Raw genomic sequence first — 22,018 nt, 5'->3', positions numbered from 1 at the left:
CACACCAAACCATGCGATAAATAAAGAGTCATCCCCCTAATATTGGGAACTATTAGTACTTTCTTAACTGATTCGCAAAAAACACCGCATTTAGTAGGCAAAGATCGGTAAGGGTGATGAAGCATACAACATTTTGATGCTAGCTGTTCAAACTAAAATCAAAAATACTAGCAAACTCAAAGGTGGTACAAAAATATTTAAATCTGGGCTAATAATGCATGGATTTATGTTTTTTTTAACTAATTACATCGTTATTGGTGTATCATTACCAAAAAATTGGTTTAATTTTATCATGAGGTGGTAGAGTGATTAACTTAACTAATGATATATTCATTGACGTCGTCAGTGATGCTCTGTCTGGCAAGCGAGACAGTCTTGTCATGCGACTACGCATGGTGACAAAAAAGCTCAAAAAAGAGTCACCAGAATTAGCAACAAAATTAGAAAGCCTACTTATGCAAACTAGTGGAGCATATGCTGTAGAAAGAGCTCAACCGATTACCCCTAGAGCAACCCCCGTAGATGCAGATACAAGGCAAAAATTGTTAGTTGAAACATATCCTGTAATTCTAGATGTTGAACCTGTTTGGCCAACAAGCACATCGTTAGCTCTAAATCGTTTTGTAATCGAATGGGAAATGAAAGAGCTCTTGCACAAAGAGGGCCTACATCCGTCCCGCTCCCTTTTAATGGGCGGGCCTCCTGGAGTAGGTAAAACTTTGGCTGCAAAATGGTTAGCCAGCAAACTAAATATGCCCTTATTGACTCTTGATCTTGCTAGTGTGATGAGCAGCTATCTTGGTAAGACAGGAAATAACATAAGATCCGTACTTAACTACGCCTCATCTTTTCCATGTATATTACTACTTGACGAGTTCGATGCCATTGCCAAAAAAAGAGATGACGCTACAGATGTCGGTGAACTTAAAAGACTTGTTACCGTTCTTTTACAATCTATCGATGAATGGCCCAACACATCTATTCTCATAGCAGCAACTAATCATTCTGAACTTTTGGATACTGCTGCATGGAGAAGATTTGATAGAGTTATAAACTTTGAATATCCTACTAATGATTTAATTCAACGTTATCTTATATCGAAAGAAATTGCAGAAAGTTTAGCGCACTATATTTCATCAAGATTAGGTGAAATATCTTATGCTGTGATTGAAAAATCCATCAATCAAGCGAAGCGGAATTCTATTATAGAGCAGATACCTTTAAGCTCAGCTCTAATTGATGAATTACTGAACAATACAGCATTGGAAAATGTCATAAAAACGATGCTTGATGAGGGTGTTTCCCAAAGAAAAATATCGTCAGACTTAGGAATACCAAGATCGCAAATTAGAAAAATCATTAAAATAGAGGATGAAGGTAATGAATGATAAGAATATGCTTTTGGGTTACGGAGAAACACTGACGGGTAATGTAAAAATAAAAAAAGGTGGTGGAGGGAAAAATAAACCCTATAGCTATAATGAAAATAAGCTAGTAATAATGAATGACTTAGCATCACTAATCAGTGAAATTGAAAACGTACCAGCCTCCGCACTACCAGATGGTAAAGCAGTAGCAAAATTCGTGCTTCATCCAGCTTTTCTAGCTAAAAGTTATTTTCCGGTAGGATTATTTAACAAATTCTCTCTTACAAGTGTAGGTAGTAAATCTGTCAGAATTAAGCCTCGTAAAGACATAAAGAAAAAAGGTAGAAAAGATGAGTATACAACGGCTTGTATCTACGTTTCAGGGAAAACTGAAAATTTTCAATCGTTTTTGCGTGCATTAAACGATGATACTTTAAATAAAAGCCAAAAAGATGATTTCATCACACTTGAAAGTGTTTCAATGTTTAACCCCTCCGATAAAATTAAGTCTTTAAAAGGTGATGATGAAAGAAGTATTGAAGTAGCCTTACATACCCCAGATGAAAATTCAGCTATAGTTGACTCTTTTATTATATTTGCTTTACAACAAGGTGCCTCCGTTGATAAAGAAAGATGCATAAAAGTCAAAGGATTGACCTTTATGCCTATTAAAGCCAATAAAAAAACGGCTTATGAAATAGCAAAATTTTCTTTTTTAAGGACGCTTAGAGATCTTCCAGAGTTAAGAGTTAGTGAGCCAGTAATTAGACGTTCTGTGAATTCCCCTTCTAGTTTTAAATTACCATCAGAAGGAGCAATCAATCCAAATTTAAAGGTAGCAATATTTGACGGAGGAATAAGTATTGATGATTTTAGTCAGTGGGTAACTGAGTACACCTTTAACAAAGATGGAAAAACAAGTGCCCAACTTCTCTCACATGGACAAGATGTGACCTCTACGCTTCTCTTTGGCGTTATGGATTCAGGTGCTGTAAAACTAAATGTTCCTTACTGTAATATTGATCATTACAGAGTCTTAGATTCGAACATAAATAATGCCGACATTGACCTTTTTGATGTGCTAATCAGAATAAAGAGTGTGCTTGGCACACAACACTACGATTATATTAATTTAAGCTTGGGGCCGAGGCTACCTGTTGATGATGATGATGTTCATGTCTGGACTTCAACACTTGAGGAAGCCCTCTCAGCAGGGAATACTTTATGCACAGTTGCTGTTGGAAATGATGGCCATTTGCCAGCAGGTCTTAATAGGATTCAACCACCTGCCGATTTGGTCAATGGTTTATCTGTAGGTGCAGCAACATCTCTTTCAGAAAACTGGGAAAGGTGCCATTATAGCTGTATTGGCCCCGGTAGAAGTCCTGGATTCGTGAAACCAGATGGTCTTGCTTTTGGCGGAAATTCAGAAGAACCTTTCAAGGTATTCAGCCCCATGAATAATGGATTGGCAAGTACCGCAGGCACTAGCTTTGCTGCTCCACTAGCATTAAGACAAGCAATCGCTTTAAGTTCATCTTTACAATATAATATTACACCTCTAACTGCTAAAGCTCTTTTAATTCATCATGCTGAAAACAGCACTCATGAACGTTCAGAAGTTGGCTGGGGTAGATTTCCGCATAATATTTCAGATGTTATTTATTGTGACGATAATGAAGTAAAAGTCATTTATCAAGGTGTGCTCAAACCTTCTCAACATATGCGAGCATTCATTCCTTATCCAGATGAACCAACTACAGGTTGTGTCAATCTTCGAGCAACATTTTGCTTTTCTAGCCCAGTGGACGCAGAACACCCATTAAATTACACTCGAAGTGGTTTAGAAATTACTATGAGGAAGGGGATATCTGATACGACAAAAGGCTTAACATTCCCGCTTTTTAACTTAAAAAATATATATGCAGACGAAAATGAACAAAGAAATGACGGTCATAAGTGGGAAACAACATTAAGAAGTGAGCACACATTCAAACAAGATGAACTTACTACACCATGCTTTGATATTATTTATCATGGTCGCGACTGTGGGATGCCAATCGATGTTTCTGAACTTGACGACTTACCTTATGTTTTAATTGTTACTTTATCTGCTGGGGAAATGCCAGATTTATATAATAATATACGACAAAAATATCAGACATTACAGCCTATACAGGTACAGCAGCAAGTCATTCTACATGCTTAATAAAAGATATATGGATAACTCTTTGGTTATCCATATATTCAGTAGAAATAAAAGCAATAACTATGATCAGTATTCCATCAATGAGTGAAATTAGGTTTATTATAATAATTTCATCGATATATTTTTATTAAAAATCACCATGCTCGCCATAAAAGAAAATACAAAAAATTAAAACCACACTGACGCGCTACGCTTGTCTTCTCCGAGTTACCGGGCTAATACATTAACCCGCTAACTCAGAGATCCGAAAAAAATATCTGCCAGAGAAAAAATTTTTGTCTACCCCCTTATTAAAGAATTAGTAATAAAACTGTTCACACTATTCACCTTTAAATATTTTTATTTAAATTCATACTATTAAGTGGTGATGACTTGAAATCAAACTCATCACCACTCTTCACCCAACCGTTCACCTTGAACCGGAAAATAAGGTGAACAGTGATGAATAGTTGTGAACAGTTTTAGAATAACTATTCACCCTGTAATATTTTGATATATATGGTTTAAATTATAGTGTGAATAGTGGTGAACACTTTTTTATATTCCTTTGAAAAATGATTGTACTCAGAAGAAATTATTCTTCTGGCAGGCTATCCCTTGTCAGTTTCGGCATCCATTCGATAGCAGTATCAATATCTAGGCTCAGGTTGCTACGAATACCTTGTTTGCTTTTCTTGCGCAGGTAATGCTGACCGTACTCCGCCAGTGCGCCCGGCATATCCATGCCAAAACGAGTTACAGAAACAGGTTTATTCAGGTTATTGCCTTTCATATAAGCAAGGTAGGAGTGATAAAGGTATTTACGGGGATTGAACGGCACAATCTCCGCATTGCCGATTAACAATCCATCAGATTCATGAGAAGCAATGAGATAACCGCAGAAATCAACCATTGAATCTGTACCACGTTTAATATCCAGAGCTTCTGCTGATTTCTGTTGCTCTGCTAGTAAACGCCTTGCAGCTTGTGGGTCAACAAATCGATGCAACAGATGCCGGATAATCACGGGCAATTCTGTTGCAATCTTCTCCCGTAGAAGTGGATCACGTTCGTTTTCTGGCACGACTTCGGAAAAGTTGAAAATCACTCGACGCCGTGACACACCACCACTGCGATCACTGAAACTCATGGCGTTATTGTTCACTGCCAGTACCACCGCTGGAATACGAATTGAATAGGGTTGTTTGTGCTTCGGATCGATAGCGACTTCATCGCCTCCAGTAATTGCCTTGATGCCGGAACCATCGCCCACATAGCGAGTTTGATCTGGCAGGATAATCAACGAATAGCCGACAATCAGCGCCCGTTCCCGTGGGTTTTCCAGTGCCGCCATACTTGCAGAAACAGTATTGCTTGGGCCTGCCAACATTGAACAGATTTCAGCAAAGATGCTTTTACCACTGCCTCCGGCACCGGTGACTTCCAGAAAAAGCTGCCAGTCATAACGGTTCGCCAACACCATAAACAGCGCTGCCAGCACTCTGTCTGCTTTATTTTCACAGTTGGCAGTTGCTTGATTGAGCCAGCGCCAGAACTGTGGCGCGTGATTTTGCAGGGTTTCCCCCGAAACAGGGGAATTGAATTCAACGTCATTGGCAAGCAGCAACCAGTCATTTTTACTATGTGGTCGGAACTGGCAGGTTTTCAGATTAAACACGCCGTTACTGAATCCGATTAAGTGGTGTTCTGGCGGCTGCATCATGGGAAGCTGCAATTTCAGAGCATCCACCGCAGAACTAATACCATGCGGTGAGTACGGTAGCTTCTCTTCCATAAAAGCGGCGACCATTTCCCGCCTTAAATCGCGATCACTGACCGGACGCCAGACAACGCCATCATAGTGATGAACGCTTTCCGAAGCACCATCCAGTGCCAAATCACTGTTATACCGCGCCAGTAACACTTCTCCGCGCTGGCTGGCTCCCATCTGGCATAATGTCAGTTTTGAAGATTCGGTATTATTATTAAGCTTAACGGCTGCTTTTTTCTTTATTGATGTTGGTTGATAAAGCCCCTGAGCAAAGGCTTGCCGTGCTATTTCCACTCCGTGTTGCTGGCGATAATCGTCCCAGTCGGCTTTGTACTCAGTTGGTGGTAACGTTACCCATCCATTGATTATTTTAGCGGTTTTTTCTGCCGCAATTTTGCCAACATTCTTTTTCGGCTTACCGTTCTTATCTAACTCATCGGAAAGATGCCAGTCGTTATCTGCGGCAATAATGATTCTCGTATCAGGCCAGTGTTCCCAGACTGATTGAGCGACAGAAAGCAAATTACCTGCATCTATTGCAGCCAAAACTGTACCTTGATGTAACTGACTAACGGTCAATGCCGTAGCGTAACCTTCGGCAATGATTATTGTGCCTGGATGTTCTCCCAACTCTGATAATGCAATAAAAGCACTTTTCTTTTGGCTACCAGACAGTAATTTCTTCGTTCCATCCGGTTTGATGATCTGCGCCCCTGTTACTTTTTTATCTAATGTTCTCAGCGGCAATAACAACGAAGCATCTTCCAGCAATCGCTGATTAGAGCAATTCAGTCCTTTTGAAGTCAGATAGGGAGATTGTCCTGTGACAGTTAGCGCCATTAGTGCCGCTACTTTTTCGGCAATCAGCTGTGTTGTTTGAATGATTTCTTTGGCTGGCTTGAGTTCAGGCAAAGGTAGCGATAGTGCATCAGCAATAATCTTTGCAGCTTCAAGAATTGAGATCCGGTTGGTTTTCGCTACTAAATCCAGCCCATCGCCATAGTTTGGGGCGTCACACTGGCGGCAATGCCAATTGCCATTATGGTGATCATCAATAAAGTGAAAACGGTCAGTACCGCCGCAAATAGGACAGGTCCCATGTTTGCCTTTTGCGGGAATATCAATACCACAGGCGGGTAGCAGATTTTCCCAATGATACATAGCGGATTTTTTCACGGATTGGATTAGGTCGAGCGGTTTTTGTCCGTCTGTTTTATCTGAATATGTAAATTTAGGATGAGTTTGGGTATGCTGTATATCAGCCATCATCGTTACCTCGTATAACGGTTATTGGTTAGACGCCTCGATAGTGTTTGCTGCACTTCGGGGCGTTATTTTTTATGTCATGCTTTTATGTATTACGTAACTGGTTATCCTATATATAAAATTTTGTTGGTTGCGCTACTATTTTTTCCTGCCACGAAGCGGTTTGGCAAAATCATAAGGAGTTACAAATTTCTCCTTGTTAGCATCCAGATAATCCGCCCACCATTGCATCATCAGCCGCCGTTCATCCAAATGTTTGGATGTGTGAATATACGCCGCCCGGACATTATTTCTTTCAATATGGCTTAGCTGGCGCTCGATAGCGTCATCACTCCACAGGCCAGATTCTCCCATTGCACCGCGTGCCATTGTGCGGAATCCATGCCCGCAAACTTCTGTTTTGGTGTCATAGCCCATTGTACGTAACGCATTATTGGCGGTGTTTTCACTCATCACTTTCTTTGGATCGTGATCGCCGGGAAACATTACCTCACTCTCTCCGCTCAGGCTGTGCAAGGTTTCGATAAGCGAAATCGCCTGACGGCTCAACGGTACAATGTGCTCAGTTTTCATTTTCATACCACGTTGAGAATGCTTAACGCCATCAATGGGTTTTCGTGTTGCTGGTATATGCCAGACAGCCCTTTCAAGATCGATTTCTTCCCAACGGGCGAATCTCATTTCACTGGAACGAACAAATGTTAATAAAGTCAGTTCTACTGCAATTTTGGTCAGCAAGCGCCCGCGATAACAGGAAAGACGAGCCAAAAATTCAGGCAGGCGTTCATGAGGCAATGCAGGGTGATGTTTGGGTTTTACTATGGTGAGAGTGCCCGCCATATCATTGGCAGGGCTATATTCAATAATATCATTTTGGACTGCATAACGCATGATAGCGGTTATACGCTGTTGTAATCTCTGCGCTATGTCGTGCTTACCATCAGCATCAACGGCTTGGATCGGTGCTAACAGTTGGCTGGTTCGCAAAGTGCGAATATCGAGAGTACCAATATAGGGGAAAATATATTGTTCGAAACCTCGCATAATTCGGTCTCGATGGTCTTCGCTCCACCGTTTATTGCTGGCGTGCCATTCACTGGCGATCCGTTCAAAGGTATATGCACCCTTTGATTCGGCTTGTGCGTCTTTCTTCTCTGCTTTGGGATCAATCCCTTGGGCAAGCAATTTTTTCGCTTCGTCCCGTTTAACGCGGGCATCGGCTAATGAAACGGTAGGATAGACACCAAAAGCCAGCCGATCTTCTTTTTTATCGGCTGGGCGATGATACTTCATGCGCCAGTATTTAGAACCGCGCGGTGTGATTTCGAGATATAAGCCAGCGCCATCCGCTAATTTATAGGATTTCTCTTTAGGTTTCGCAGTCTCGATTTGTCGGGCGTTTAGTTTCATTTTTGGGGCACATTTAAAATCGAAGTGTAGGTGCCCCAGATTATGCCCCTTGCTGCATGTTGATTGCAACAGACTGGAGTAGACGTCAAAATAACGAAATATCTTGATTTAGCGGGGTTTTTAGGGAGTTTGTAGACTTGGGTAGACGTTAGAAAACTAACGAATGGTGCCGAAGGCCGGACTCGAACCGGCACACCCGAAGGCGGTTGATTTTGAATCAACTGCGTCTACCGATTTCGCCACTTCGGCACTGAAATGATTCGGAGAACGGGGGTCATTATACCTGTCAGAAGCGCATTCGCAACACTTATCCTTTCGATTTTGTTCAAGTGCTGAAAAAAGAGTCGCCTATTCTATTTTTTCACCAAATCTTTACCCGTAACGCTTAAAACCCAACCGACTTTGCCATCACACCCCGCAAATTCCTCTTCACACAATTCCCTCCAATCAATAGACAACCCATAAACTCCTTATATAATTCAAAACAATAAACTGCTATGAGGGAAATTATCATGACTATTATCAGTTGGATTTTTACAGGTATCCTGTTGGGTATCGTTATTGGTGCCATTATGGCGATATTTAAGAAAAACAAATAACAGCTTTATTCCCCCACTTGAATGCTCCCTGATTGGTTAATCCAAAAATGAAAAAACGGCTATATAAACTGTGTGCAGTTTCCGTCATGACATGGGCGATTTCAGCTTGTGCAGATTCTGGTCATTCACACCAGAAAAAATTTCAGCAATCCAATGCGCAACCTGCAAAATGGGAAGTGTTCGAGAGTAATGACAATATCAAGAAAATGGCTACGGCATTGGTCGATCAGTATTCCCAATCCATCTTCGAAGAGAGCAATCCTTTGGGAATGGCGATGGTGGTCATCGATAATAATCAAGTCATACATCGCAGTTTTGGAGAAACTTATCCGGGGAGCGGCGTTCGGCCACGCCAGGATTCTTTAATTCGTATTGCTTCTATTACCAAATTGATGACCAGCGAAATCATGGTTAAGCTGGCACAGAAGAAACACCTCAAAATTACCGATCCGTTGCAGAAATACACTTATTACGGTGTCCATGTGCCGAATTATGGTGCAAATCAACCAATCCGACTATACCATCTGGCGAGTCATACCAGCGGGTTGCCTCGGGAACAGCCTGGTGGAAAATGGGGACGCCCTGTGTTTATTTGGCCGACTCAATCGAACCGCTGGACTTGGCTGAAAACTGCAGGAATAGATGCCCCGCCTGGTACGACAGCTTCGTATTCCAATCTGGCCTATGATTTATTGGCTGATGCCCTTTCTAAAGCAACAAGAAAACCCTATTCCCGTCTGCTGCAAGAGGAGATTACCCGTCCTTATCGCATGAAAGATACGACACTGACGCCCACCCCATCCCAATGCGCCCGCTTGATGGTAGGGGTTAAATCCAGCCCTTGCGTAAACACCATTGCCGCCGCGGGTAGTGGCGGGATTTATTCCACTCCCACAGATATGCAGCGCTGGATGCAGCAATTTTTATCTTCCCATAATCAGTTAAGGAAGCAGACTGCCAGCCGTGAACAAGGTATCTACTTTAAGCGTGCCGATCTGAAATCAATCAAAGGGATGGATGTTGCGGGCCTGGTGGATGGTATTGGGCTTGGCTGGGTATATATGGATGCCAAAGGTATTTACCAGAAAACGGGCGGCGGCGGTGGGTTTAATACCTATATGGCAATGATCCCTGAAAGCAATATCGGTGTATTTGTGGTAATGACCCGCAAGGAGCAAAGTAAATTTAGTCGTGTGACGAGTGGAGTTAATAAATTAATTGCCGCATTGGCGAGCAATCATAATCAAATTTAGTTTTTTACAAACAAATCGCCTCCACTATTGAAGGTGGAGGCGACGGATAAGTTTGCTGAGATATCAGGTTATTATTTTCTATATAAAAGTAAGTAAACACTCACAACGAAAAATAACAGACTCGGCAACAGTGCTCCTAATATCGGTGGCATACTATAAACCAGACTGAGCGGGCCGAATATCTCATTCAAGACATAGAACACAAAGCCCATGCTGATACCCACCACAACCCTGAATCCCATCGGCACGCTACGCAGTGGCCCGAAGATAAAGGAGAGTGCCATCAGCATCATCACCGCAACCGATAAAGGTGCGAAGATTTTCTTCCACATATTAAGCTGGTAACGTCCTGCATCCTGTTGGCCCTGTTGCAGGTAGGTAATATATTGATGCAGGCCGCGTATGGAAAGCGCTTCAGGATCGAGGGAAACGACGCCTAACTTTTCTGGTGTCAGCCGGCTTTTCCAGTCCGCAGAAATACGTTGTGACCCAGTGATCCGCCCATCTTGGGTTAAATCGGATTCTTCAACCTGAGATAACTTCCATTGATGGTTATCTTTGTCATACACCGCTGAAGCCGCATACCTTATGGATAACAGTTTTTGGTTGTCATCAACATGATAGATGTTAACGCCGTTCAAGGTGTTATCCTTCCCGACACTCTGGATATAGACAAAATCATAGCCATCTTTCGCCCAAAGCCCTTTAGTGGTGGACATCAATGAGCCACCATACATTTTTTGCGAGCGATAATTACGGGCTAATTGCTCTCCTTGCGGGGCAACCCATTCGCCAATGACCATCGTCAGCAAGACCAGCGGGATCGCGGTTTTCATGACTGATCCCGCCACTTGCAGGCGGGTAAAGCCAGAGGCCTGCATAACCACCAGCTCACTACGTGTTGCCAGTGCTCCCAAGCCCAATAAAGCCCCAAGCAGAGCAGCCATTGGGAAGAAAATCTGAATATCTTTGGGAATGCTCAGCAAGGTATAAATGCCGGCGGAAAGTGCGGTATATTCCCCCTGTCCGACTTTGCGAAGCTGATCGACAAACTTAATAATGCCGGAAAGCGATACCAGCATAAATAAAGTCATCAAGATGGTTTGCAGGATGGTCCGGCCGATATATCTATCCAATACCCCAAACATTATGACGCTCCTTGAGTCTTAAAGCGTGAACGCAGTTTGCGCATGGATACGGTATCCCACAGATTAAGCGCCACAGCCAAAGCAAAATACGCACTATTGATCAACCACATCCATAACAGGGGATCAAGTTTGCCTTTACTGCCATTGGAGTGCAGGGAGCTTTGCAACAGGAAGAAAATCAGGTAGAGCAACATGGCTGGCAGCATACTGAGTATCCGCCCCTGACGCGGGTTCACGACACTTAACGGCACGACCATCAACGCCATGATCAACACCGAAGCAACCAACGTCAGGCGCCAGTGAAATTCTGCACGGGAGTCGTTATCGGTGTCACGCCAAAGCTGTTCAATCGATTTTTGCTCAACTTTGTTATCGATATCTGCTTTTTGGTGCCCAATCACGGCCTGATAATTAGTGAACTCAGTAATGCGGAAGTCACGCAACAGTGCCGTACCTTCATAGCGCATTCCTTGATGGAGTACCGCCACCTGATTACCATTCGGGCGTTCTTCCATATGCCCACCATCTGCAATGACCACAGAAGGGCGCTGGTCATTCGCCGGACGGAGCTGAGCCAGGAAGACATTTTCAAAAGAATTGCCCTTCACGTTACCGATATACAGCACCATGTTGCCATCACGGGAAGGCTTAAACCGCCCTTCCATGATCGCCGCAAGGCTTGGATTGGCTTTTGCATCCGCCAGGACTTGCGCTTTATATTTGGCAGACCACGGCGTGATCCAGATAACGTTAGCTGCCGCCAACGCTGATGTGAATAGAGCCAGAATAAGGGCTGATTTCACCAATACATTTTTGCCCAACCCGCAGGCATGCATGACGGTGATTTCACTTTCGGTATAGAGTTTACTAAAGGTCATTAATACCCCAAGAAATAAACTCAGGGGCAAAATAAGCTGCGCCATCTCTGGCACACCTAAACCTAACAAGGATAAAACCAAATTTGCAGGAATATTTCCTTCCACCGCCGCACCCAATACGTCAACTAATTTCTGGCTGAAAAAGATCAGCGATAAGATGAACAGTATTGCGATTTGGCTTTTCAGGGTTTCCCGTACTAGATATCTAATGATGATCACGCTTATTACGCCTGTGAAAACTTGTCTTTTTGCAGGAAAGTCGCTAACTTCGTCGTATATCTACCATTTATATGAATCAGTTTGGCTTCCCCATCGCTAAAATGATACCAAAGCATTCCATATATTGGTTCCCAATTAGAACATAGTTATCGTTATCTAAGTACCAAAAAATAATATGCTTAGCTTAACATAACCGTTAATTTTCTTTGGGATGAATGAATGCGGAACGCGGTATTTTAGCGATTGTATCCGTCTTTGTCTTTAAGATTCAGGAGAACTCATGGAGTTTAGTGTAAAGAGCGGTAGCCCGGAAAAACAGCGCAGTGCCTGTATTATTGTCGGCGTATTTGAACCCCGCCGTCTTTCCCCTATCGCAGAGCAACTTGACAAAATAAGTAATGGCTATATCAGTGCCTTATTACGCCGTGGTGAACTTGAAGGCAAGGTAGGTCAAACCTTGTTGCTACATCATGTTCCGAATGTACTGTCTGAGCGTATTTTGCTGGTTGGATGTGGAAAAGAGCGCGAACTGGATGAACGCCAGTATAAGCAAATTATCCAGAAAACGATCAATACTCTCAACGAAACCGGCTCAATGGAAGCAGTTTGTTTCTTGACAGAACTGCATGTGAAGGCACGTAATAATTACTGGAAAGTACGTCAAGCGGTCGAAACAGCCAAAGAGTCACTGTATGTTTTTGATCAACTCAAGAGCAGCAAAAATGAACTGCGTCGCCCACTGCGCAAAATAGTGTTCAATGTACCGACCCGCCGCGAATTGACCAGCGGTGAACGCGCTATTCAGCACGGTCTTGCCATTGCATCGGGTATCAAGGCGGCGAAAGATCTCGCCAATATGCCACCCAATATCTGTAATGCTGCGTATTTGGCATCACAGGCGCGCCAGCTTGCTGATAACGTGGCTAATCTGACCACCAAAGTCATTGGTGAAGAGCAGATGAAAGAGCTGGGTATGAATTCTTATCTGGCGGTTGGTCAGGGTTCGCAGAATGAATCCCTGATGGCAGTCATGGAGTATAAAGGCAGCACAGACACCAATGCGAAACCGATCGTATTGGTGGGCAAAGGGCTGACGTTTGATTCCGGCGGTATCTCGATCAAACCCTCCGAAGGCATGGATGAGATGAAATATGATATGTGCGGCGCCGCTTCTGTCTATGGCGCCATGCGCGTTGTTGCTGAACTGCAATTGCCAATCAATGTCATCGGTGTCCTGGCAGGTTGTGAAAATATGCCTGGCGGACGCGCCTATCGTCCTGGAGACATTCTGACTACCATGTCCGGCCAGACCGTTGAAGTGACAAACACCGATGCGGAAGGTCGTCTGGTACTGTGTGATGCGCTGACTTATGTTGAGCGTTTTGAGCCGGAATCGGTCATTGATGTCGCAACCTTGACCGGCGCCTGTGTCGTCGCTCTGGGTGGCCATTATACTGGCCTGATGTCTAACCATAATCCACTGGCACATGAACTACTGAATGCTTCAGAGCAAGCAGGCGATCGTGCATGGCGTCTACCGTTGGCTGATGAATATACCGAGCAGTTAGAATCCAATTTTGCGGATATGGTAAACGCGTGCGGACGCTCTGGTGGTGCAATTACCGCAGGTGCTTTCTTGTCCCGCTTTGTCAGCAAATACCACTGGGCACATCTGGATATCGCGGGTACAGCATGGCGTTCAGGTAAAGCGAAAGGAGCAACAGGTCGTCCGGTTGCACTCTTATCACAATTCCTGTTAAATCGTTCAGGTTTGAATTCTGATGATTAATGCTCCTGCCGCTTAATGGAATTAAGGGTATTGCAACTGCAATACCCTTACTGTTTCCAGTAATCTTGCAACCAAGAAACTATGAAAAACGCCACCTTCTATTTATTAGAAAAGCTGTCACCGGAAAAGCGGTTATCGGAACAATCATCGTCAGATGATCTACAGCCACATGAATGGCTGGCATGTCAGCTTGCTGCTGATCAATGGCGTGCAGGAAAGCGGATCCTGATTGCTTGTGAAAGCCAACAACAGGCCGAAAAATTGGATGAAGCATTATGGCAACGAGAGCCGAGCCAATTTGTACCGCACAATCTTGCCGGCGAAGGTCCCCGCTATGGCACCCCCGTGGAGTTGTGCTGGCCGCAAAAAAGAGGCAATGCTCCCCGCGATGTGTTGGTGACACTGCTTCCTCATTTTGCAGACTTTGCCACAGCTTTCCATGAAGTGATAGACTTCGTTCCTATTGATGAAAATCTGAAACAGTTAGCGCGCGAACGATATAAATCTTATCGTAGCGTCGGCTTTAATTTGACCATGGCAACCCCGCCAACCTATTGAATATCAAGACACAATGGAAAAGACACCCGCTAATCAAACGCAATCTGAGCCATCTCTCGATAAAACATACAACCCGACAGAGATAGAGCAACCCCTTTACAACCACTGGGAACAGAGTGGTTACTTCAAGCCGAATGGCGATACCAGCCGTGAAAGTTTCTGCATCGTCATTCCGCCACCAAACGTCACTGGTAGCCTGCATATGGGACATGCATTCCAGCAGACTATTATGGATACCATGGTGCGTTACCAACGTATGCAGGGTAAAAATACCCTGTGGCAAGCAGGGACTGACCACGCGGGTATCGCGACTCAAATGGTTGTTGAACGCAAAATCGCGGCAGAAGAAGGCAAAACCCGCCATGATTATGGTCGTGAAGCTTTTATCGACAAAATTTGGCAATGGAAAGCAGAATCGGGTGGCAATATCACCAACCAGATACGCCGTCTGGGTAACTCCGTAGATTGGGAGCGTGAGCGCTTCACGATGGATGAAGGTTTGTCCAAAGCGGTTAAAGAAGCCTTTGTTCGTCTGTATCAAGAAGATTTGATTTACCGTGGCAAGCGCCTGGTTAACTGGGATCCGAAATTGCGCACTGCGATTTCTGATCTGGAAGTCGAAAACCGTGAAGTGAAAGGTTCCATGTGGCACCTACGCTACCCGCTGGCTGACGGCGCTAAGACTGCGGAAGGCAAAGACTACCTGATTGTTGCCACAACTCGCCCAGAAACCATGCTGGGGGATACCGGTGTTGCCGTGAACCCGGAAGATCCACGTTATAAGGATCTGATTGGCAAAGAAATCCTCTTACCACTGGTGAACCGCCGCATTCCTATTGTTGGCGATGAACACGCAGATATGGAAAAAGGCACTGGCTGCGTGAAAATCACCCCAGCCCACGATTTCAATGACTATGAAGTCGGTAAGCGCCACAACCTGCCAATGATCAACATCCTGACTTTCGACGGCAATATTTGCGAAGCCGCAGAAGTCTTCGATAGCAACGGCGAAGCTTCCGCTATCTACTCGACTGACATTCCTGTTGAATACCGTGGCATGGAGCGTTTCGCTGCCCGTAAAGCGATTGTGGCCGAATTCGAAAAACAGGGCCTGCTGGTTGAAATCAAACCTCATGACCTGACAGTTCCTTACGGCGACCGTGGTGGCGTAATTATCGAGCCAATGCTGACCGACCAATGGTATGTTCGTACCGCACCACTGGCGAAAGTGGCGATTGAAGCAGTTGAGAACGGTGATATCCAGTTCGTACCAAAACAATACGAAAACATGTACTACTCCTGGATGCGTGATATTCAGGATTGGTGTATTTCCCGTCAGTTGTGGTGGGGCCACCGTATTCCGGCGTGGTATGACGCACAAGGCAATGTTTATGTTGGCCGCGATGAAGAAGAAGTTCGCCGCGAGAACAATTTAGGTGCAGATATCATCCTGACTCAAGATGAAGACGTCCTGGATACCTGGTTCTCCTCTGGACTATGGACATTCTCCACCCTTGGCTGGCCTGAGCAAACTGAAGCGCTGAAAACCTTCCATCCAACTGATGTGCTGGTCAGCGGCTTCGATATTATTTTCTTCTGGATTGCCCGCATGATCATGCTGACCATGCACTTCATCAAAGATGAAAACGGCAAGCCACAAGTGCCATTCAAGACAGTCTATATGACTGGCTTGATTCGCGATGAAGAAGGCCAGAAGATGTCAAAATCCAAAGGGAACGTTATCGACCCTCTGGATATGATCGACGGTATCTCTCTGGAAAACCTGCTGGAAAAACGTACCGGCAATATGATGCAGCCACAAATGGCAGAGAAAATCCGCAAGCGTACCGAAAAACAGTTCCCGGAAGGCATAGAAGCCCACGGTACTGACGCCCTGCGTTTCACTCTGGCAGCACTGGCTTCTACCGGTCGTGATATCAACTGGGACATGAAGCGCCTGCAAGGCTATCGTAACTTCTGTAATAAACTGTGGAATGCCAGCCGTTTCGTGCTGATGAACACTGAGGGACAGGATTGCGGCCAGAACGGTGGTGAAATGTCGCTATCACTGGCAGATCGCTGGATTCTGGCAGAGTTCAACCAGACCGTTAAAGACTATCGTGAAGCACTGGATACTTATCGTTTCGATATCGCCGCTAACATTCTATACGAATTCACATGGAACCAATTCTGTGACTGGTATCTGGAACTATCCAAACCGGCAATCAACAAAGGTACAGAAGCTGAAGTCCGTGCAGCTCGCCATACCCTGATTGAAGTTTTGGAAGGTTTGCTGCGTCTGGCACACCCAATCATTCCATTTATCACTGAAACCATCTGGCAACGAGTAAAAGTCGTCAAAGGCATCGAGGCAGATACCATCATGCTGCAATCTTTCCCTGAATTCGATCAGGAGAAAGTCGATGAATTGGCGCTGAACGATCTGGAGTGGATCAAGGAAACGATCATTGCAGTACGTAACATTCGTGCAGAAATGAACATCGCGCCAAGCAAACCGCTGGAAGTTCTGCTGCGTGATGCAAATGATGATGCACAACGCCGTGTCGCTGAAAACCTCAATTTCCTTCAGGCAATGGGCCGTCTTTCTTCTGTTACCGTATTAGCGGCAGGAGAAGAAGCACCTGTTTCTGTCACCAAACTAATCAATGGGGCTGAAGTGCTGATCCCAATGGCCGGTTTGATTAATAAAGATGCAGAACTGGCGCGTCTGGATAAAGAAATCGAGAAGCTGGATAAAGAGATTAGTGGTATTGAAGTCAAACTGACTAACGAAGGTTTTGTCAGCCGTGCACCGGAAGCCGTAGTTACCAAGGAGCGCGAACGCCTGGCAACCAACAAGGCCGCAAAAGAGAAATTACTGGCGCAGAAAGAGACTATCGCTGCACTGTAATTTTTCTTAGTTGAAATTTATTCATATAAGCCACTGTAATTTAGTTTGCAGTGGCTTTTTTTGTGCAATCTATTCTGCATTAACAGTATGCCGCCATGAATGCCCCTCCCCTATTTCGTCAGTGAAGTTGGGGAATATGTGTCATATTTATGACTCTCTTTATGGGTATAACACCCATAAATATATTGATCACTGGAAGCTTTATAGGCATTATACCCACCAATTAGCAAAATGGAGGGTTGATGAGTAGTACAAAAGTTAATCAAACGCCTGATGGTTAACGGGTGGACAAAGGCACGGCAAGACGGAAGCCATATCACGTTAACCAAACCGGGGATCGCAAAGATAATCACCGTACCGCATCCCCGAAAGGATGTGTCAAAAGGCGTTATCCCGGCAGGCACAGAACATTTCAGGATTGAAATTGTTGTAACAAAAAGGAACGGTATAACCGCTCCTTCTCTGTACTACTTATCATAAATGACGAGGTAATATTATGATTTATCCGCTTTTTATCTTTAAAACAGAAGATGGTTTCGACGGTTACTTTCCCGATGTTGACGGCTGTTTTTTCGCTGGCAATACCTTGGAAGAAACTATCCGTGATGCTGAAAGGGCTTTCGGACAGCATATGGAGGTTTTGACTGAACAAGGCGGGTATGTCCCTGCACCCAAAAATCCATCGGATTACATCGGTGATGACCGCTTATCTGAAGATGGCGGGGTTATTGCGCTCATTGAGTTAGATCCAGCGAAATACGAATCAAAGGCGGTGAAATTCAACTTGACCATGCCCGGCAATTTATTAACTGCGATAGATCGCTACATTGAGAAAAATGGTCACTATAAAAACCGTTCTTCTTTTCTCGCTGAATTAGCAAGAAAGGAAATTGCTCATCCTTAACCTACAGGGCAGGAAACTGCCCTGACTTCCAACTTAGCCAATCACAGACTAATACTTTTGTTTCAGCCCATCTGAATTTATAGGCCAACTCCTTTACCACAACCATTGCATCAACATAAAAAATAGCAGGGAAAGCACCAAACTCTTTAATATTGAGTTCGTATATTTACTAATAAAATAAGCCAACATCACCGTAATCAATGCGAACACATATTTAATATTAAACTGTTCAATTAATTCACTTAAGGATAAATTATTTAATGAAATATTAACGATAATCGTCCCCAGAATAAAACAGATGGCATAATCCAGGGAAGTAATTAGCAATCCCTTTCCCTTAAACCAGCGATTATTATTCATTAAAAAAGGGGCTATCCTTAATATGAAACTTATTAATCCCATCAATACGATCAACAGCATCATGAGCTTCTATCCTTTCTGATTTTCCGTTCAATGAACGCAATCACTATTCCGCATAAAATAGGGACTGCGAGATCCATTAATTTCATATCCACTTCATTCAATAACGGGGCGCAAACCCCTCCCATCACTGTCGCCAAGACAGACATATCCTTGCCCGAACGCTTGGCAGTCAGGGAAGCAAAATGGATGGGAACCAACATCACGAGGAACAGTGAAAGGGAACCATAATCCAGATATTCTGCCGAAATATACCCCAGTAAAGTGGCACAAAATGTAATCACAAAACAAGGTACTGCAACGCCTAGATAAAAATGAAATTGGGACTTTCCATCCGTGATATTTTCCGCAGAGAGATGTGAATGCGTCACTGTATAAGTGCTGGCGCTAAATCCCAGCATCGACAGCAAAATATTTCGCTTAGGGATGCTATGAAAATATTGTGACATCACTATTGCCATCAAGAAAAAGCGGAAGTTGATCAACAATGCCAGAATGATAACAGAAAGTATCGCCCCATCAGTCAGATAACCCACCGCAGCGACTTGTAACGGTGCAGCATATATCAACAATGATCCGACTAATGTTTCCATTAATGGAATGCCGTGACTTTGATAAAGAGCACCAATCGAAGTAAAAATAAGGAAAAAGGAGATACAAACCGGCAAAGAATCAACCATGCCTTTCCTAAAGAATGAATTCAACACTGGGCACCTATATTTAACGTTATATTTAGGGTAGCTGAGAAATCGATACATTTTATGATAAATATAATTAAACGATAATCAATATAAATCTTATTGATTAGCAATGACATCAGGATATGATATAACTTTATTTTATATATAAATCTTATGATATTACCTCTATAGTAAAAATAATTTAAAAACAATAATTCCCCTCGGAGAAATAGATAACATGAAATCCATACTAAATATATTATTAGCGGGCATTATTCAATTGGGTTTCACCCACTTCGTTTATGCACAATCTACTCTTGATAACATTCATTCCACGGGAATATTCAGGATTGGAACTGAAGGTGCCTATGCCCCATTCAGTTATCATGACGCCTCTGGAAACCTGACCGGATTTGATGTGGAAATCGGTCGTGAAATTGCTCAGCGCATGAAAGTGAAGCCTGAATTTATTGAAGGCAAATGGGATGGTTTGATTGGTGGGCTTGATGCCGGACGTTTCGATGCCGTGATGAACCAAATCGCCATTACACCGGAACGTGAGAAAAAATACAGCTTCTCTTTACCTTACGTTATTTCAGAAGCCGTACTGATTACCCGAAAAGATAACAACGATATTAAGACATTTAGCGATTTAAAAGGAAAAAAATCGGCACATACCCTGACCAATAACTTTGCCCAGATCGCCAGGCATTATGGCGCCGACATTATCGGCACTAATGGTTTTAATCAGGAAGTAGATCTGGTAAGTACAGGTCGTGCTGATGCCACCATCAACGATAAACTTTCTTACCTCGATTACAAAAAACATCGCCCGGATGCTCCGGTAAAAATTGTTGCCGCAGATACCCGGGCAGCACAAACTGCCGTGTTATTGCGTAAAAACGACACTGAATTAAAAACCGCAGTAGATAAAGCGATTACTGAGATAAAAACGGATGGTACTTATCAACGTATCTGGGATAAATATTTCGCTGAAAGGACAGACCAATAATTAAAACAAGAGCCTGATGGAATGGGCTCTTAACGTACATTTCAGGTTCTAAGCTATAACTTTATTGTATATAACGTTCACCTTTTCTTGCCATATCATCATTAAAACAACCCCATAAAAAATAAACATATTTTTAATATCTATCAGGAAGGTTCTATGACCCCATCATGGCTCAATTTAGCGTTGGATTCTCTATGGCCGATGATTTATGCCGGCCTGACATTCACTATTCCCCTCACGCTGATTACATTCGTACTTGGGATCTCATTGGGATTTATCGTTGCTTTAATCAGGCTATATGGTCCTAAACCCCTGATTGCTGTCGTTCGGTTTTATGTCTGGTTGATTCGCGGTACACCTCTGTTGGTACAGCTATTCTTGATCTTCTACGCCCTGCCCAGCGCAGGCATTACTTTGGAAGCATTCACTTCCGCCATTATCGGCTTTACCCTGAATGTCGGGGCTTATACCTCAGAAGTGATCCGTGCTGCGCTGATTTCTGTTCCCAAGGGGCAATGGGAAGCCTCTCATTCTATCGGCATGAGTTGGTGGCAATCACTGCGCCGGATCATTCTGCCTCAGGCGGCACGGGTTTCCATTCCTCCTTTGTCTAATACCTTTATTTCGCTGGTAAAAGATACCTCTCTGGCTTCCGTTATTACTGTGCCAGAAATGTTTCTGGCGGCACAGCGCATCGCCGCCGTCACTTATCAACCGTTAATCCTGTATACCGAGGCCGCCATTCTCTACCTGCTCTTAAGTTCAGTATTGTCAGCACTGCAAGTCCGGTTGGAAAAGAAATTCACCCAGCAAAATAGCAATAATAATAAGGAAGCCAAAGATGATTCAGCTTACCAACATTGAAAAAAGTTTCGACGGACAGAAGGTGCTGAAAAATATTAACCTGACCATTAAAGAAGGCAGCCTGACGGCACTTATTGGCCCTTCCGGTAGTGGAAAGAGCACCCTGCTGCGTTGTATTAATCTGTTGGAGATCCCACAGGCTGGCAAGCTGGAAATTGGTAAAGAGCAGATCACCTTTACCGGTAAGGAACGATTGCCACATCGGGAAATCCAACGTTTTAGCCTGCAAACTGGCATGGTATTCCAGAACTTCCAGCTTTTCCCTCATCTGACGGTGATTGAAAACATTATGGAAGGGCTGATTTGGGTACAAAAATGGTCCCGCGAACGCGCCAGAGAACGGGCGCTGGCGTTGCTGGAAAAAGTTGGATTATCCCACAAAGCGGATGTTTGGCCAGCCACATTGTCAGGCGGTCAGCAACAACGTGTGGCAATCGCCAGAGCGATGGCTCCGTCCCCCAAAGTGCTGCTGTGCGATGAACCAACATCGGCACTTGATCCTGAATTATCTAAAGAAGTCGTCTCGGTTTTGAAACAGTTGGCAGGAGAAGGCACTACCATGTTAATGGCAACGCATGATCTGCGTCTGGCTGCCAATCTTGCTCATAATGTCGTATTTCTGGAATCTGGCGAGATTATTGAATCGGGGGCGGCAAAAACCCTCTTTACCCGCCCTGCTAAGGTGCGTACTGTCGAGTTTATCTCAACCCTGACAGAAACCTTACCGGACTGGGAAATATAGCAAGCAGTCACGGTACATTATTTATCCAGAGAAACACCG

At 43.9% G+C, this 22,018-nt stretch carries 16 protein-coding genes, 1 tRNA gene and 1 pseudogene; 11 read left to right on the top strand and 7 right to left on the bottom strand.

What is annotated here, in order from left to right:
* Positions 1 to 305 precede the first annotated feature (305 nt).
* Complete coding sequence (locus BDE27_RS14015; protein WP_092516991.1) at positions 306 to 1,388, top strand: AAA family ATPase; 1,083 nt, start codon at positions 306 to 308, stop codon at positions 1,386 to 1,388.
* Positions 1,381 to 3,576, top strand: coding sequence for a S8 family peptidase (locus BDE27_RS14010; RefSeq protein WP_099133872.1), 2,196 nt, complete (start codon positions 1,381 to 1,383; stop codon positions 3,574 to 3,576). Before BDE27_RS14015 ends, BDE27_RS14010 begins: the two co-directional genes overlap by 8 nt.
* A 574-nt stretch (positions 3,577 to 4,150) precedes the next feature.
* On the opposite strand, the gene BDE27_RS14005 is transcribed toward BDE27_RS14010, so the two are convergent.
* From BDE27_RS14005 to BDE27_RS13995, 3 genes are all read right to left on the bottom strand, one after another.
* A complete protein-coding gene (locus BDE27_RS14005) occupies positions 4,151 to 6,592 on the bottom strand; it encodes a toprim domain-containing protein (protein ID WP_099133873.1) in 2,442 nt (813 codons plus the stop codon).
* Between the two features lie 138 nt (positions 6,593 to 6,730).
* Positions 6,731 to 8,002 (bottom strand): tyrosine-type recombinase/integrase, encoded by a 1,272-nt coding sequence (locus BDE27_RS14000; protein WP_099133874.1) that lies wholly within the window; start codon positions 8,000 to 8,002, stop codon positions 6,731 to 6,733.
* Positions 8,003 to 8,166: 164 nt separating this feature from the next.
* A tRNA-Leu gene (locus tag BDE27_RS13995) sits at positions 8,167 to 8,251 on the bottom strand.
* Positions 8,252 to 8,648: 397 nt separating this feature from the next.
* Here BDE27_RS13995 and ampH point away from each other — a divergent pair.
* Complete coding sequence (gene ampH / locus BDE27_RS13990) at positions 8,649 to 9,854, top strand: D-alanyl-D-alanine-carboxypeptidase/endopeptidase AmpH (protein ID WP_099133875.1); 1,206 nt, start codon at positions 8,649 to 8,651, stop codon at positions 9,852 to 9,854.
* Positions 9,855 to 9,925: 71 nt separating this feature from the next.
* Here ampH and lptG read toward each other — a convergent pair whose 3' ends face one another.
* Positions 9,926 to 11,002: an LPS export ABC transporter permease LptG gene (lptG, locus tag BDE27_RS13985; protein WP_099133876.1), complete on the bottom strand. Its 1,077-nt coding sequence runs from the start codon at positions 11,000 to 11,002 to the stop codon at positions 9,926 to 9,928.
* Positions 11,002 to 12,099 carry an LPS export ABC transporter permease LptF gene (gene lptF, locus BDE27_RS13980; protein ID WP_099133877.1) on the bottom strand — a complete coding sequence of 366 codons (1,098 nt, stop codon included), beginning with the start codon at positions 12,097 to 12,099 and terminating at the stop codon, positions 11,002 to 11,004. Before lptF ends, lptG begins: the two co-directional genes overlap by 1 nt.
* A 280-nt stretch (positions 12,100 to 12,379) precedes the next feature.
* Here lptF and pepA point away from each other — a divergent pair, with 280 nt between their 5' ends.
* The 5 genes and pseudogenes from pepA (at position 12,380) to BDE27_RS13955 (ending at position 18,261) form a co-directional block, all read left to right on the top strand.
* Entirely contained in the window at positions 12,380 to 13,888 is a 1,509-nt protein-coding gene (gene pepA, locus BDE27_RS13975) for a leucyl aminopeptidase (RefSeq protein ID WP_099133878.1), read from the top strand.
* A gap of 81 nt (positions 13,889 to 13,969) precedes the next feature.
* Positions 13,970 to 14,446, top strand: a complete 477-nt coding sequence (locus BDE27_RS13970) for a DNA polymerase III subunit chi (protein ID WP_099133879.1) — start codon at positions 13,970 to 13,972, stop codon at positions 14,444 to 14,446.
* Between the two features lie 13 nt (positions 14,447 to 14,459).
* Positions 14,460 to 17,357 (top strand): valine--tRNA ligase, encoded by a 2,898-nt coding sequence (locus tag BDE27_RS13965; RefSeq protein WP_099133880.1) that lies wholly within the window; start codon positions 14,460 to 14,462, stop codon positions 17,355 to 17,357.
* Positions 17,358 to 17,630: 273 nt separating this feature from the next.
* A pseudogene (locus BDE27_RS13960) lies at positions 17,631 to 17,790 on the top strand (type II toxin-antitoxin system HicA family toxin).
* Positions 17,791 to 17,853: 63 nt separating this feature from the next.
* Positions 17,854 to 18,261, top strand: coding sequence for a type II toxin-antitoxin system HicB family antitoxin (locus BDE27_RS13955; RefSeq protein ID WP_099133881.1), 408 nt, complete (start codon positions 17,854 to 17,856; stop codon positions 18,259 to 18,261).
* A gap of 93 nt (positions 18,262 to 18,354) precedes the next feature.
* On the opposite strand, the gene BDE27_RS13950 is transcribed toward BDE27_RS13955, so the two are convergent.
* On the bottom strand, positions 18,355 to 18,681 hold the full coding sequence (locus BDE27_RS13950) for an AzlD domain-containing protein (protein WP_255430593.1): 327 nt from the start codon (positions 18,679 to 18,681) through the stop codon (positions 18,355 to 18,357).
* On the bottom strand, positions 18,681 to 19,361 hold the full coding sequence (locus tag BDE27_RS13945; protein ID WP_167450610.1) for an AzlC family ABC transporter permease: 681 nt from the start codon (positions 19,359 to 19,361) through the stop codon (positions 18,681 to 18,683). Before BDE27_RS13945 ends, BDE27_RS13950 begins: the two co-directional genes overlap by 1 nt.
* 238 nt (positions 19,362 to 19,599) lie before the next feature.
* Between BDE27_RS13945 and BDE27_RS13940 the strand changes: the two genes are divergently transcribed.
* The 3 genes from BDE27_RS13940 (at position 19,600) to BDE27_RS13930 (ending at position 21,979) form a co-directional block, all read left to right on the top strand.
* Positions 19,600 to 20,373, top strand: a complete 774-nt coding sequence (locus BDE27_RS13940) for an amino acid ABC transporter substrate-binding protein (protein ID WP_099133884.1) — start codon at positions 19,600 to 19,602, stop codon at positions 20,371 to 20,373.
* 156 nt (positions 20,374 to 20,529) lie between these two features.
* Positions 20,530 to 21,237 (top strand): amino acid ABC transporter permease, encoded by a 708-nt coding sequence (locus BDE27_RS13935; RefSeq protein WP_099133885.1) that lies wholly within the window; start codon positions 20,530 to 20,532, stop codon positions 21,235 to 21,237.
* Positions 21,215 to 21,979 (top strand): amino acid ABC transporter ATP-binding protein, encoded by a 765-nt coding sequence (locus tag BDE27_RS13930; protein ID WP_099133886.1) that lies wholly within the window; start codon positions 21,215 to 21,217, stop codon positions 21,977 to 21,979. Before BDE27_RS13935 ends, BDE27_RS13930 begins: the two co-directional genes overlap by 23 nt.
* Positions 21,980 to 22,018: the final 39 nt, after the last annotated feature.

Source organism: Xenorhabdus ehlersii (assembly GCF_003610465.1).
Taxonomy (GTDB): Bacteria; Pseudomonadota; Gammaproteobacteria; order Enterobacterales; family Enterobacteriaceae; genus Xenorhabdus; species Xenorhabdus ehlersii.
The sequence above is the reverse complement of the archived record's forward strand: the minus strand, read 5'-3'. Positions and strand labels throughout refer to the sequence as shown.